Annotated in this window: 7 protein-coding genes and 1 pseudogene; 1 reads left to right on the forward strand and 7 read right to left on the reverse strand. The window is 68.3% G+C overall.

Annotated features, from left to right (window positions below; translation table 11 throughout):
• The 7 genes and pseudogenes from NA10_RS21570 to NA10_RS21600 all read right to left on the reverse strand — a co-directional run.
• Nucleotides 1-856 (reverse strand): annotated as a pseudogene (locus tag NA10_RS21570) (2-nitropropane dioxygenase); the annotation flags it as partial.
• Nucleotides 853-2,772 (reverse strand): hotdog family protein, encoded by a 1,920-nt coding sequence (locus NA10_RS21575; protein WP_067570792.1) that lies wholly within the window; start codon nt 2,770-2,772, stop codon nt 853-855. The gene NA10_RS21575 and the pseudogene NA10_RS21570, both read right to left, overlap by 4 nt.
• On the reverse strand, nt 2,769-8,843 hold the full coding sequence (locus NA10_RS21580) for a type I polyketide synthase (protein WP_067570794.1): 6,075 nt from the start codon (nt 8,841-8,843) through the stop codon (nt 2,769-2,771). Before NA10_RS21580 ends, NA10_RS21575 begins: the two co-directional genes overlap by 4 nt.
• 33 nt (nt 8,844-8,876) lie before the next feature.
• Entirely contained in the window at nt 8,877-9,476 is a 600-nt protein-coding gene (locus NA10_RS21585) for an SGNH/GDSL hydrolase family protein (RefSeq protein ID WP_067570800.1), read from the reverse strand.
• The gene (locus tag NA10_RS21590; protein ID WP_067570802.1) at nt 9,473-10,726 is read right to left on the reverse strand and encodes an NAD(P)/FAD-dependent oxidoreductase; all 1,254 of its coding nucleotides are present in this window, start codon (nt 10,724-10,726) and stop codon (nt 9,473-9,475) included. Before NA10_RS21590 ends, NA10_RS21585 begins: the two co-directional genes overlap by 4 nt.
• A 140-nt stretch (nt 10,727-10,866) precedes the next feature.
• Nucleotides 10,867-12,525: an AMP-dependent synthetase/ligase gene (locus tag NA10_RS21595; RefSeq protein WP_067570804.1), complete on the reverse strand. Its 1,659-nt coding sequence runs from the start codon at nt 12,523-12,525 to the stop codon at nt 10,867-10,869.
• 75 nt (nt 12,526-12,600) lie between these two features.
• A complete protein-coding gene (locus NA10_RS21600) occupies nt 12,601-13,545 on the reverse strand; it encodes a LysR family transcriptional regulator (RefSeq protein WP_067570806.1) in 945 nt (314 codons plus the stop codon).
• Nucleotides 13,546-14,000: 455 nt separating this feature from the next.
• Between NA10_RS21600 and NA10_RS21605 the strand changes: the two genes are divergently transcribed.
• Nucleotides 14,001-14,546 carry an HNH endonuclease gene (locus NA10_RS21605; protein WP_067570903.1) on the forward strand — a complete coding sequence of 182 codons (546 nt, stop codon included), beginning with the start codon at nt 14,001-14,003 and terminating at the stop codon, nt 14,544-14,546.
• The last annotated feature ends 15 nt before the right edge of the window (nt 14,547-14,561 follow it).

The raw sequence follows: 14,561 nt of genomic DNA on the forward strand, positions 1-14,561 counted from the left end.
CGCCGATGCGCACCGCCGCCGCGCCCGGCACGGTGCGCGCGAGGCGATCACGCGCGGCCACCAACTCCGGCAGCAGCACCATCAGCGGTCGCCGGTCGGTGTGGCCGCCCGAATCCGCTTCGGCCGTAATGTCATCGGCCATCGGCAACTGCTCGGCGAGCCGGGCCTGTTCGGCGGTGATCGCACCGGATGCGACCAGCTGACGCAGCAGGCGTTCGGGGGCCGGGCGCAGGAACAGCTCGGCCACTTCGACCCGGGACACCTTGGCGATCAGCCGATTCCGGACCTCGACTTCACCCTGCCGGTTCACCGCCAGCCCGGAGACACGGTAGCGCACCACCTCCGGGGTGAGGTCCATGAAGGCCGACGCCTCCACACAGCGCACCCCATGCCGCAGGCACGCGTCCACAATGGCCCGCTCCAGCGCGAGTTCGGCGGGGCTGTGAATCAGATTGCAGGCGAACGGCTTTCCGGCCAATTTCGCCGACAGCCACGCCAGTGCGGCATCGACGCCGGCCGGGGCAACACCGGCCGCACCGTAGCTCGCCAGGTATCCGGCCTCAGCCATGGCGACCACCAGCTCCGGTGAGGCGATGCCATTGGCCATCGCGCCCGCCGCATAGGCGGCCCGCACACCGTGTGCGGTCCGGAAAGCCTTGTCGCCCAGTCGCTCCGGCGGTAGCGGTGGCACCGCCGCCAGCACCTGACCGCGCGCCCCCGCGGCCCAGTCGTCGGTGGTGGCCGCGATCCGGCCGCTGTCGTCCCGCAGAATCCAGCACGGGCGATCCAGTCGCAGCAGCAGGCCGGTGATATCCGCGGCGGTCTGCGCCAGGCCCGGGGTACCGAAAGTGGTCATGACCACGCCTTCCGATCGGTGAGTTCGACTGCCAGATCCACGAGTTCGTAGATGCGCAGTCCCGGCTTCCACAGCGAGCCGTCCACGACGGCGGTCACCCCGTGCGATCCGCGCCGCACCGATTTGATGTGCGCCTCGAGCTCGACGCTGCCGTCGGTGGGCAGGAATTGGCCGCGATACCGCCAGCTGAAGGCGATGTCGGCGGGAATCCGGAACACCGGATCGGCCATACCCTCGGCGAATCCGGCGTCCAGCATCCATTCCTGGACGGCGTGAATCACCGACTCCACACCCAGCGACCCCGGGATCACCGGGTCCAGGTGGAAGTGCCGCGCGAAGAACCAGTCCGCCGGATCGATCGCGCGCAGCGAGCGCAGGTACCCCGCACCGTAGTCACCGCCCTGATCGACCACCTCGACGGTGTCGATGAGCGCCAGCTTGCCGCGCGAACACGCCGGAGCGCTCGCATCGGCCCGGCGGGCGGCCACATCGATGATTCGGGTACGGGCCTCGGGATGCCCGGCCAGCCAGGTGGGCACGAAACGGCCCGCGTCCAAGCCGGTTTGGTTGCCCAGCGCCTCATCACTGAAGTAGCCGAACATGGTCTCGCCCCGATAGAAGGGCTCGCCGTTCACGCTCAGCGTGTAGTCGAAGGTTTGCAGCGATGATCCGGGCAGGATCGTCGTGGACAGCAGCCGCGAATCCTGTTCGATGGTCGCGTCCCGCAGATCGATCTGCCGCAGCACCGTCGCGGTGCCGCCCAGATTGCGCAGGCTCAGCGTCGCACCCGGCTGGGTGCGGGTCGGACCCGCGTAATAGCCCATGAGCAGCGCCGCCTGGAGCGAGGTCTCCATGTAGACGAAATGCGGCATGGAATCGTTCGCGGTATCGGCGTAGTACCAGGAATCCGCCGGAGAATCGTATTCGGTGGTGTACGCGGCGCCGTCGAGATTGCCGCGCGCACCGTCGAATTCGCGGACCCGATCGACCAACAGCAATCCGCCGGTCGGCAGCCGGGTCGCCCGCACCCCGGTGTACTCGGCGAACTCCGGTCCCATGGCAATGGCCTGATCGCCGCGTGCCAGGTGCGCCATATGGAACTCGTTGAGCAGCAACGCACCCGCCGCGCCGCCGGGGCCGACGTCGATCCCGGCCGGTTCGGCGACGCTCACCCGAACCGCGACCGGCCGGGTACCCGGGCCGAAACTCACGGTGCCGGTGACGTACGGGCGCGGCACCAGATCCAGCTCATCGACGACCAGATCGACAGTGCCACTGGAACTCCCGACCGCGGACTCACCCACGCTGCCGGTGAGCGCACCTCCCGAAATGCACAGCGGCATCCCGGTGAACAACGTGAATATCTCGGCGACCTGTAGCGCCGCCGACCGCGCGTCACCCTCGAATCGCGCTGTCATACGACCATTTCCAGCACCGCCGTACAGCTCGATCCCGGTCACCTCGGTCAGCGCCAGCGCGGTCGTACCCGCCAATCGCGCGGCCCATACGGTGCCCGCCCTCGCATAGCCCGGTCCGAACACCGCGACGACCTCACCGCGCGCCAACTGCTCGAGCGCGGCCCGGTCCAATCGCGTACGACCGGTCCTGGCCAGCGGCTTGAACGCACCCTCGCGGGCCACCCCCGCCACCTCGGCCACCGGAACCGATTCCGGCGCAAGCCGAATCGACCGCCGCCAGATCTCCCGCTGTAGAGCCAGCTGCGCCGACAATGCCGACCGATGCGCGGCCACCACTCCCGCGCGAATCTCCGCGATCGGGTCGACCCGATGCGCGGTGGCCGAACCGGAATTCGCGACGTCGCCAACCGGCGAGGCCACGGCCGTACTGTCAGGGCGCGCCGCCGGGGGCGCACCGAGGGCATTGAAGGGAATACCGTCGAACTCCAGCACTGTCATGCTGTCCACCGCCTCACCGAGGTTCGGAACTTCTCCGTCAGATCGGGTGTCGTCAGTACGGTGACATCCGAGAATCGTTGCAGGACCGTGCCATCGAGGGCCAGGGCCGTCGCGTCGAGCACGGCCTCCATGCGGGTGGCGCGCGGGTTGTCCACGACCACCAGGAAGGGTGCGCCCGCGGGCAGCGGGGCGTGATAGTCGATCCGGCCGACGCCCAGGGGTAGGCAGGCCGTACCGAGCAGGCGATGCCCGAGGACGGGCGGCGCTTGCAGAATCAGATCGGCGAGCACCGGGTCGTGCAGTCGGCCCGCGTACGCGCCGGAAGCCACCGATGCCGCGGGTAGTTCGCATTCGAGCACCAGAGCCTCATCGCTCAGCGCGCGGACCGAACGCAATCCCTGTAGCGCGGGAGCATGGAATTGGATCCCGTCCAGGTAGATGTACTCCGCACTCACTCCCGGACCTTCCGGAACCCGCTGCCGGGCACCGGCTTCCGGAGCATCGGCCAGAATAAGGGTGGCCCGGAATCGCGCGGCCGAATCGCCGAAGACGGTGGCCCGCACGGCCGTCCGGCCATCCACCGGCTCGGCCGGGGTCAGCTCGATCTCCAGGGTGTGCACCGGATGGTCGAACACCACCCCGCGCAACACCTGGAAATCCCGTGCGCCCACCACGATTCGACCCGGCCGGGTGCGCTCGGCCAGCTGCGCCATCGCACCCAGTCCGAACGTAGCGGGCAGCACGATGTGCTCTCCCACCCGGTGCGCCGCGATCACCGGCTCGTCGGTGAGCCCGGTGATGTCGCGGCGAGCCCGCACCGTCGCGGGTTCGGCCGCACCCGCGGACAGGGCGGTCGCCGCGCCGATCAGCAGCACCCGCTCGGTCCGCCGGGAGGCGGTGAACTGGGCGGTGAACGCGGCCGCACCGGCCGTCGGAGCCAGCAGCGGAATGCCCCGGGCCGAGAAGTGTTCACGCAGTGCGGGAGTCACCATGCCGCCATCCCAGGCGCCCCAGTCCAGCGCGGTGACATAGCGATCCGGATGCCGATGGCCCCAGCTCATGGCGAACCTGCCCAGCGCCTCGTTGGCGGCGGCGTAATCGGCCTGCCCGGCATTGCCGAACAGTCCGGCCACCGATGTGAACAGCACCAGATGGGTGGGATCGCCGGCCGCCGCCAAGACCGCGCCCAACCCGGCGAGCTTCGGGCGCAGCACTCGGTCTATGGATTCGGCGGTCTTGTCGGGGATGAGGGAATCCGCGAGGACTCCCGCGCCGTGCACGACACCGGTGATGGCACCGTGCCAGGGCGTGAGCGCCTCGGCCAGCGCGGCCGAATCGGTGGCGTCCACGGCGAGATACACCGCGCGGTCACCGAGTTCGGCCAGGGTGACGGCGATTTCGCGCATCGCCCGCACCTGGGCGCAGGCCCGGTCGATATCGCGTGGGGTGACACCGGTCCCGGCCAGCGCCCGCACGGCGGCGGGCTTCAGCTCGGCATCGGTGAGATCCCGCGCCCACTCCGGTTCCGGATCCAGCGTGGTCCGGCCCAGCAGCAGGAACCTGGCCTCGGTCACCCGAGCCAGCTCGAGGACACAGGTGGCCGTGACGCCACGTGCACCCCCGGTCACCAGCAGGACATCGGCTTCGGTCAGCAGTGCCGGACCGAATTCGGTTCCGGCGGTGACGATATCGGTCGTCAGTGCGTGACCGTGCGCACCGGGCACCGGCGTACGGCGCACGCCCGCACCGTCGATGCCGACCTCGGGAGTATCCGTCGCGGTATCGCACAGCTCTTCGAGCACATGCTCGGCCAACCGCTGCGGCAGGATCGCGGGATCGATGTCCAGCGCCCGGCAGAACAGCGAGGGCTGTTCCGCCGCAAGGCTCTTCACCACTCCCCCGATTCCGCCCAACAGCGCGGCGACCGGTTCGGCGTGCCCGCGGAAGCCGAGGTGACCATCGAGCCGGGTGACGGTGACGAACCCCGCCCGCCCGGTCGCGTCCCGCAGTCGCGGCAGCGCTCGCCCGGCCGTCAGAATGGCATCGGACAGAATGCGCTGCGCCTGTTCCCATTCGGCGGCCACACCGGCGACCACCACGCAGGCGTCCACGGTTCCGGCCTCGGCAACGGCCGCGGGACCCTGTGCCCGCGCCACCGTCCAGCTGCGCGCCCGGAGCGCCTCCTCGATTGCCTCGCAATCGGTTTCGGCGGAATCATCCAGGCACACCAGCAGTGCGGTGCCCGCCGGGCGGTAGGGCTCGACGGCCTGATCCACCGGGGGAAGTTCGACGAGGTCGACGACATGCCGCGGGGTCTGCGCCGCGGCCTCAGCTTTTGGGTGGACATCACCCCCGGCCAGCTCGCCCACGATCTGATCGAGCGTGCGCAGGGTGCCGAGTTGTTCGGGCCCGAGTACCGGAAGTTCCGGGAATCGTTCCTGGAGCGCACCGATCACCTGAACCCGCTTGATCGAGTCCACACCCAGATCCGCTTCCAGATCCATGGTCGGATCGACCATCTCCACCGGATATCCGGTCTTGTCGGCGACCACCTCGCGCAGCGCCTGGCGCAGCACCTCATTCGAGAGCGCACCGGGCTGCACGGCTACGGCTGCTCCACGAGTCGGATCCGCGGCCGCCGTGAGGGTTTCGGAACGCGGAGCGACGGCAGCCGGCGCGCTACCCGGGGCAGCCGATTCGCCGTTCGCCGGCACGCCAGGTGCACTCGTCCGATTTGAGGCGCTGTTCCCCAGTGCGGCAACGGGATTCGCGGCGGCGAGTCCGTGTACCGGCGCACCATTACCACTCAATGCGGACGCGGGCGCTACCGGCTCGACGTATGCGCGGACCGGACGAGGGGCGGCCGCCGGCGCGCCACTCTCCAGCTCGGCCAGCTGTGCCACCACATCGCCCGCGCGGGCATGGCTTTCGCTGATCGCGACGCCGTGGTCCTTCACGGCTTCGATGGCGCGCACGGTCAGCTCGTCGAGTCCGCCGTCGCGCAGCGCGCCCGCCAGATCGCGGGCCAGCTCCAACTGACCGTCCAGGTAGTGACGGTGGGTGTGCAGATGCTGTACGAGGGCGCTGTCCAGCGCACCCGGTGCGGGTAGTCGGTACTGCGGGTCGGTGGTCACGGGATTCTCCGAGTTCTCCGAATGTCCATTGGACAGAACAGGTACGGGGGCGGGCTGGGCGACGGGCACCGCGACGGGGGCGGCGGCCGGGGCGGGAGCCGCGGGTGCGGCGGTGACGACCCGGTAGCCGTCCGACAGTGCGGCCGCATAGGACTCACGACGGCTCGCCGGGACGTACTCCGGGGCCGAAATCGTCACCGTCATAGCGGGTTTGCGGTCCCGGACGGCACGGTCGGGCGCGGCATAGCGGTTCAGGCCCTCCAGCTCGAACCCGAGCACCGCCAGCCGCACCGCCGCCCGCTTGAGGGCGAGGTCGCCATTGCCGATGGGTCCGGGATCGGTGGGGATGGCGATCACGTCGGTGCCGAAAGTGCGCCGCACCAGCGAGGTCAGCACCTGTTTCGGACCGAACTCCACGAAGACCGTGCAGCCGTCGGCCCGCATGGCGGTGAGCGCACCGTGGAAGTCGACCGGATTGCTCAGCTGCGCGGTGAGGGTGGCGCGATTGCTCGCCACATCCTCGCCGTAGGAGGCACCCGCGGTATCGGCGTACAGCCGGGCATCCGGCGCACCGATCTCGACCGCCGCCACCGCCGCACCGAACGCCTCGACCGCATGGCCGACATAGGGCGTATGAAAAGCACCGGACACCGGCAGATGCCTTGTAACCCAGCCTTTTTCGGCACACACATCGGTGACCGCGGCAATCCCCTCGGCTCCGCCGCCCACCACCACCTGATCCGGGGCATTGTCATTGCAGACCCAGACGTCCTCGAGCCCGGCGATGGCCCGCTCGATATCGGCCCGCCCGGCCCCGACCGCGACCATGGTCCCGGCATCGACGCCCTCGGGCACGGTCATGGCCGCGCCGCGCGCCCGCGCCAGTCCGAAGAAGTCCCCGGTGGTCACGGCCCCGGACGCCCATAGCGCGGTGAGTTCACCGAAGCTGTGCCCGAGGTAGCCCTCGGGCCGGAAGCCGAAGTCCCGTAGCACCTCGAACTGTCCCGCCGCCAGCGCACCGATCGCGGGCTGCGCGAATTCGGTACGGCGCAGCGCGATTTCCTGTTCCGTTCGCGCGGCGTCATCGAACGCCGGCGGCGGGAACACCACGCCGCCCAGCCGCCGCTCCGCCTCGGCGAAGGCGGCATTGGCGGCATCGAACGCCGCGCCCACGGGCGGATTGTTCAGTGCCGCATCGAGTCCCATATCGACGTACTGGCTGCCCTGACCGGCGAAGAGCGCACCAGCCTTGCGATCGGGCAGCGCGGCGGCGCGGAAGTACACGCCCTCGGGGTGATCCCAGTGCGCCGCACCGGAATTGCGCAGCAACTCGTCCACGGCGAGTCCGCGCAGCTCGGCCGCGGTCTCGTCATCGAGCGAGACGAACCCGATGCGCGCGTGATGCTCCGGAATCCCGCCGCCGTCGCCCGCCTCGGTATCGCGCACGGCCTCCACCAGGCTCGCCACATCGGGGGCATGCCAGATGTGCGCTCGCGCGGTGCGATGCGAAACCTTCAGCCCGTCGCGATCGGAGTCCGCTTCCTCCAGCACCACGTGAAAGTTGGTGCCGCCGAAGCCCATTGCCGAGGCCGCGGCACGCCGCAACGGCCGCTTCGGATCGCGAATCCACGGCCTGGTGCGGGTGTTCACATAGAACGGCGCGGTATCGGAATCGATCTCGGCATTGGGCGCGTCCACATTGATGGTGCCCGGCAACACCTTCTGATGCAGTGCGAGCGCCAGTTTCATGACACTGGCCGTGCCCGCCGCGCCCTTGGTGTGCCCGATCTGCGATTTCACGCTGCCCAGCGCAGCGAACCGGGTCTCCGAAGTCGCCTCGGACAGCAGCCCTTTGAGCGCGGTCAGCTCGGTCTTGTCACCCACCGCGGTACCGGTGGCGTGCGCCTCGATGAGTTCGACATCCGCGGGCGAGCATTCGGCATCGGCGTACGCCCGATCCAGGGCGATGCGCTGCCCCTCCGCGCGCGGTGCGTAAATGCTCTTGGAGCGCCCGTCGCTCGAGGACCCCAGCCCGCGGATCACCGCGTAGATCCGATTCCCGTCGCGCCGTGCATCTTCCAGCCGCCGCAGCGCCAGCATGGTGATGCCCTCGCCCAGCATGGTCCCGTCGGCGCCATCAGCGAAGGGGCTGATGCGATCGGTCGGCGAGAGCGCGCCGACCTTGCTGAAACACATGTAGATGAAGATGGTGTTCTCGGTGTCCACACCGCCGGTGATCATCATGTCCGCACGGCCGTCCTGCAGTTCGGCGATGGCGGTGCGAATCGCGGCGAGCGACGCGGCGCACGCGGCATCGACGGTGCAGTTCATACCACCGAGCCCGAGCCGGTTGGCGACCCGTCCCGCGACGACATTGGCCAGCAGACCCGGGAAGGAGTTCTCCTCCCACGGCGCGAACGCTGCCACGAACCGGTCTGCGATCGCCGTGGCATCACTCTCGGTCAGCCCGACCGAACGGGCCGCCTCCTTGAGCACCGGCGTCGAGAGCCGCGCGGCGAGGGGATGCATGAGCGGCACCGGACCGGTGGTGCCCAGCACCACGCCGGTGCGCGCCGGGTCGTACCACGGCGAATCGGTCGCACCCGCGTCCACCAGCAGATCCCGTGCCACGCCCAGGCTCAGCGTCTGCATGGTGCTGGTCACCTCGAGCTGATTGGGCGGCAGCCCGAACTCGAGCGGATCGAAATCCACATCGGGCAGGAAAGCCCCACGGCGCGAATAGGTTTTGTCCGGTGCCGAACGGTCGGGGTCGTAGTAGTCGTCCAGGCTCCAGCGCGAGGACGGCACCTCCTGCGTGCAGTCCACGCCGTCGACGATGTTCTGCCAGTACTCTCGATGATCGCGTGCCTTGGGCAGCAAGCCCGACATCCCGACGATGGCGATCGGGTTGCGTGCCAGGCGTCTGTCGTCCGTCACGAAAATTCCTCTCGAACCGAGACCGTCCCGCACTCAGGCGGCGACGGTGGTGGCGGTGGTCGACGAAATCAGTTCGGCCGCGGCCGCGGCGAACAGTCGATGGCCCAGTGGGCTCGGGTGCAGACCGTCTTCGGTCCACACCCCCGGGCGTTCCCATTCCGGGCGGGAAGCCAGATCCAGCAGGAGTGCGCCATGTTCGGCGGCGATCCGGGCCAGCACGGTATTGGCGAACTCGAAGCGTTCGCGCAACAGGCCGCGGAATTTCTCCGGAATCGGCAGCCGCGCCGGGATATCCGGATAGTCGGCGGTGAAAACCATTGCGCCACCGGCGCAGAGGGTCCCGAAGAGCGCATCGAGATTGTCCTGGAACGCCTTCGGATCGAAGGCGCTCACCAGATCGTTCACCCCGACCACCACGCCGTACACCTCCGAGCGCGGTGTCCGGGGCAGCTGGGTCCGCACCACATCGGCGGTGGTGGCCCCGTGCGTCCCGAAATTCCGGATGGCGGCGGGCCGCAGACCCAGCTGACCGCCCAATCGCGGCACCCAGCCGCGATAGCCGCCGGACGCGGCCGGGTCGCCGCGCCCCTCCACGAAACTGTCCCCCAGCGCGGTCAGCCCCGGGCCGGTCATTGCGCGGCTCCGACGTTCTTGGTCACATGCCGTGCGGCCTCGGGGAATCCGACCTTCTCGTACAGCTCGGCCAGTTCGGCCTCACCGAAGAACTTCTCCGGCTGGTACAGGCCGGCGATCAGGCCGAAGAACTTCTTGGAGTAGTCCTGGTCCATACTCGCCGCGCGGAATACCGAGTCGTAGTACGGGGTCAGGCTCAGTTCGGAGATACTCTGGGTCAGCTCGTAGGTGCTGGCGCTCTGCGCGTCCCGCTCGCGCTGGTACTCGGGCAGCGTCTCCTCGAACGGCCTTACGCCCGAAAGGCTTTCGTGCACCAGATCGGCCAGCAGCTGGGAGTATTTGAACGAGTCGGTGATCCCCCAGCCGGTGAACGGATCCTTGTGGTACCCGGCATCGCCGACCAGCGCCCAACCCGGGCCGAAGGACCGGCGACGGTAGTTGTCCGGGTACAGCATGGGCCGGAACGGCTCCACCCGCTTGCCCGTATCCCGCAGGCGCGCACCGATTTCCGGATCGATCTGATCCACGATCTCCTGCACCCCGGCATCGGGGTCATTGCGGAACTCACGGAACCGATCCCGCTTGCGCATGACCGCGACCAGGTATTGGTCGTCATTGGTCGGCCACGCCGCGAACTGCTGCTCACCGAAACCGGTGCGGTGGTTCATTCCCCAGTCCACACCCTCGTAGTACGAGTAGTAGACGAAGCACGCGGCCGGGGAGCCCTCGTAGACTTCCGCGCCGACCGTCTTGGCGACGGTCGAGCTGGAACCGTCCGCGCCGACCACCAGCTTGGCCCGGAACTCCCGCTCGGGACCCTCACCGGCGCGACCGCGAATACCGGCGACGCGGTCGCCGTCGGTCAGCAGACCGGTGACGGTGAAACCCTCGATGATCTCGGCCCCGGACTTACCGGCGGCATCGACCAGGATCTTGTCCAATACGGTCCGGCGCGGGCAGTACACCGCGTCGATCCCGTCCGAGGACACATCGGCGAAGCCCTTGATGACGATATCGGCGTAGGTGAAGTTCAGATGCCGCACCGGCGGGCAGCCGGTGGCGATGACCTCGTCCAGCAGGCCCCAGGTATTGAGCAGGCTCAGACCGGCCTGGTGGATGTAGTGGGTGGAGGGGGTGTCGCTCGGGAAGGTGGCACGGTCCACGGCGAGCACTCGATACCCCTTGCGGGCCAACAGCATGGCCAGCGGCGCACCGGCCACGCGAGTACCGACAACGATGACGTCGTACATGATGTGATCACTTTCGGTGGTCGAATTCTGATTCGAGTCTGTCGTCCGGCACACCCGAAAACGACGGTGAGTCACCGCAATTCATCGGGCGATCGGTCCCGGCTATCGCCGCACAACAGGTGTCCATTTTTCGCGGATGTTCAACCGCGCGACATGTAGAGCTGATCGATATCCGCCGTGAATGCCGCCGCGATGGCGGCCCGCTTCAATTTCAGTGAGGAAGTCAACAATCCATTGGCGACCGTGAAATCGCCTGTCACAATGCGAAACTCACGAATGGATTCCGCGCGCGAAACCAGAGAATTCGCCTCGTCCACGGCGGCCTGGATGGCGGTGGCGGGATCGGCCCCGGGATGCGCGGCACGCCACCGTGCCGCGTTCTCCTCATCCAGGGTCACCAGCGCGGTCACGAAGGCCCGCGCCTCACCGACCACCATGCAGTTGCTCACCAGCGGGTGCAGCCGGACGCGATCCTCCAGCGGCGTCGGCGCGACGTTCTTACCGCCCGAGGTCACCAGAATCTCCTTCTTACGACCGGTGATTCGCAGGTAGCCGTCCTCGAGCTCACCGATATCACCGGTGTGCAGCCACCCGTCGGCGTCCACCGGACGGTTGTCCGCCGCCGCGCCCCAGTAACCGGGCGAGACGTGCGGACCGCGCACCAGCACCTCACCATCGCCGGCGATCCCGACCTCGGTGCCGGGAATCGGCTTGCCCACGGTGCCGACCCGATTGGTTTCGGGCGCGCTGACCGTCACCGCGGTCGCGGCCTCGGTCAGGCCGTAGCAGTTCAGGATCTCCACCCCGAAGCCCGCGTAGAACCCGGCGGTCGACTCGTCCAGCGACGCGCCGCCGGAGATCACATACCGCAGCCGGCCGCCGAGCGCGGCGGCGACGGCATGTTGTGAGGCAAGCACCTCGCGTGCACCCAGCATCGCCAGACCGGCCGTCACAGCCTCCCGCTCGGCCTGCTCATCCAGCATCGACCGGCAGAACTTGCGAATCTTCTCCAGCGCGTACGGGATCAGCGCCAGGAACGTCGGCCGCAGCTCGGCCAGTGCGGGCACCAGTTCGGGAATGCCCGGCAGCAGATGCGTGCGCGCACCCCCGGCCAGGTTGGCGAAGAGCATGGTCTGGCCGAACACATGCGAGAGCGGCAGCGCCAGCGCGGTGACCCCCGCGAACATCGCACCGGTCTGGCGGACCGTATTCACCGCGGACACAGACATATTGCGATGGGTGATCATGCAGCCCTTGGCCAGGCCGGTGGTGCCGCTGGTGTAGACGATCATGGCGAGATCGCTCGCCCGCACCCGCGCGATGCGCTCATCCAGCGCCGCCGCCGCGGTCCCGTCCGACCACACCTCGATCTCGTCGAAGCCCCACACCGCCTCCGCGCCCGCCGCTTTGAGCCGGGCCGCGTCCTCGGGGGTCTCGGCGGCGAAATACGCGCTTCCGCTGTCCCGCAGAATGTGCTCGATCTGCGCGGGTGAGGAGGTCGGGTACACCGGCACCACCACCGCGCCGAGGGCGAGCGCGGCGCAGTCCAACAGCGCCCACGCCATCCCGGTGCGGCCCAGCACGGCCACCCGGTCGCCGTGCGCGACACCGTGATCGAGCAGCGCCGAGGCCACCGCCCGCACGCGGGTGTCCAGCTCGGCACAGGTCAGCGGCGCACCGTGCGCGCCGCCCAGCGACTCCCGCAGCGGATGGTCGCGGGCCGCCTCGGCAACGATCGTGTACAAACTCGCGGTCTCGGGCGGATCGAAGCCGCCCCCGGTCGCAGAAACTGTGTTCACACTTCGAATTCTGGGCGGCGACAATGATTCTCGTCGCCGCCCACAACGCTGTTCCTACCGCGCGAAAGTCATTTCCTATCGAATGGCCGCGACCGTTTCCGGACGGGCATCATCGATCTCATCCGACTCCTCCGATTCGACGCAATCCAAAAAAGCCGCCACCGCCGGATTCGTCTCCGCCGACCGCCACACCGCATACAAATCCAGGGTGGGCACCGGATCCAATAATTTCACCGCGACCGATTTACTTCCCGGCGCGCCCATACCCATCGAGATGGCCCGGGGCAGCGAGGCGAACCCGACCAGCGGGCGCACCGACACCATGTGCGCGGTGGCTCCCGGATCGTCCGCGTACTGCGCCACCGACAGCGAGATCCGCGACTGTGCGGCCGCACGGAAGATGGCGTCGTACATGGAGGGACACTGCTCCCGGGCGAAGAGCACGCACTCCTGATCCTGGAGTTCGGCGAAGGACACACCGGGCCGATCGGCCCAGCGATGCCGCCGTCCCACCACCGCGACCAGCGGCACCCGGTGCAGCAGGCGCCGATAGCGGAAGTCCGCGGTACTGGGATGTCCGTAGACCAGGGCCAAATCCAGCGAACCGTCCGAGAGCGCGGCCAGCTGCGGGCCGGTCCGCTTCTCCCACAGCGATACCACGATATCCGGATGCCGATCGGTCATGCGCACCAGCGCATCCGGTAACACATGCCTGCTCGCGGGCAGGTTGTAGCCGATATTGAGGCTGCCCGCCCGCCCCTCGGCGGTGGCTCGCGCCGAACGCGCGGCCCGGTCGAGCTGTGCCACGATCTGCCGAGCCTGTAGCTCGAACTCCCGTCCGGCCGGTGTGAGCCGCACCTCGTGTGAGTTGCGGGCCACCAGCTGTACCCCGAGTGACTTCTCCAGTTTCTGCAGCTGGGCGCTGAGGCTGGGCTGGGTGAGGTGAAGGCGCTGCGCTGCGCGGCCGAAGTGCAACTCCTCGGCGATGGCGATGAACGAAAGTAGATGTCGGAACTCCATGACGCCGGCTCCTTCCGAGTACTCGTCACGGTAGCTTCGCCAGGTAACCACCGATGAATCACGGCCACACGGGGGCTACCAACTCGGTTGCCTGCCAGTGAATCTCCGGCGCTATTCCGCACCGCTGTGATACGCGTCTCGCCGGAACAAAATCGCTATGCCGTCCGTTGGTGTGTGCGGGGTCCGGAAAAATGACCCGACAACGGTATGCCCGTTGTGTCACCATGAGTTTCGACGATGATCACCCGGCCGATCAGGCCATCAGCAGCAGGAGAGGAGGAGGCGGTAATGAATCCGGTGTTCCCCGAACAGAATTCGAATCTGGCGGGTGAGCGAGCTCGGCTCGCGGGCGATCACTTGTACATCAGTCGGATGATCGACCGCCTCCCGGTGCACGCGTAAGCACCACCTTCCACCTTCCTGTTCTGCTCTCTCTACGAAACATGGTGACCCCCATGCTGTCCCGTCATTCCGAAGACCCGGAGATAACCGCCGACAACTGGATACACACCGGTGTGCTGCTGCTCAACGCCTCTTTCGAGGCGCTGACCGAGATCCGCGCCGACCGCGCGGTGGTGCTGCTGCTCAGCGGCGCCGCCGAATCGGTGCAGGACCGGCGGCCGCACTTCCCGATCCGCTCGAAGCACAGGGAGCTGGCGCTGCCGGAGACCATCCGGCTCAACCGCTACATCTACCTCGAGCACCGGATTCTGGTGCATGACGATGACAGCCGGGCCACCCTCGGCGCGATCCTGCGCCGCGACAACTACCGCTGCGGCTACTGCAGCGGCTGGGCCCGCACCGTCGACCACATCCGCCCGCGCTCCCGGGGCGGCCCGAACACCTGGGCCAACCTGATTGCCGCGTGCGGTCCGTGCAATACCGCCAAGGCGGACCGGACTCCCGAAGAGGCCGGAATGCCACTGCTGTGGGAGCCCAAGGCCCCCAATGAAATGCAGAAGCGACAGCGCCGGATCTGGAAGGAACTGGCGGCGTCGTAGCCATCGCCGAAGTAG

This window comes from Nocardia acidivorans NBRC 108247 (assembly GCF_001625085.1).
Lineage (GTDB): Bacteria > Actinomycetota > Actinomycetes > Mycobacteriales > Mycobacteriaceae > Nocardia > Nocardia acidivorans.

Excerpts from the sequence above, each read along its gene's own strand:
- NA10_RS21575 (WP_067570792.1), bottom strand. The coding sequence starts at position 2,772 with ATGACAGTGCTGGAGTTCGACGGTATTCCCTTCAATGCCCTCGGTGCG.
- NA10_RS21585 (WP_067570800.1), bottom strand. The coding sequence starts at position 9,476 with ATGACCGGCCCGGGGCTGACCGCGCTGGGGGACAGTTTCGTGGAGGGG.
- NA10_RS21590 (WP_067570802.1), bottom strand. The coding sequence starts at position 10,726 with ATGTACGACGTCATCGTTGTCGGTACTCGCGTGGCCGGTGCGCCGCTG.
- NA10_RS21600 (WP_067570806.1), bottom strand. The coding sequence starts at position 13,545 with ATGGAGTTCCGACATCTACTTTCGTTCATCGCCATCGCCGAGGAGTTG.
- NA10_RS21605 (WP_067570903.1), top strand. The coding sequence starts at position 14,001 with ATGCTGTCCCGTCATTCCGAAGACCCGGAGATAACCGCCGACAACTGG.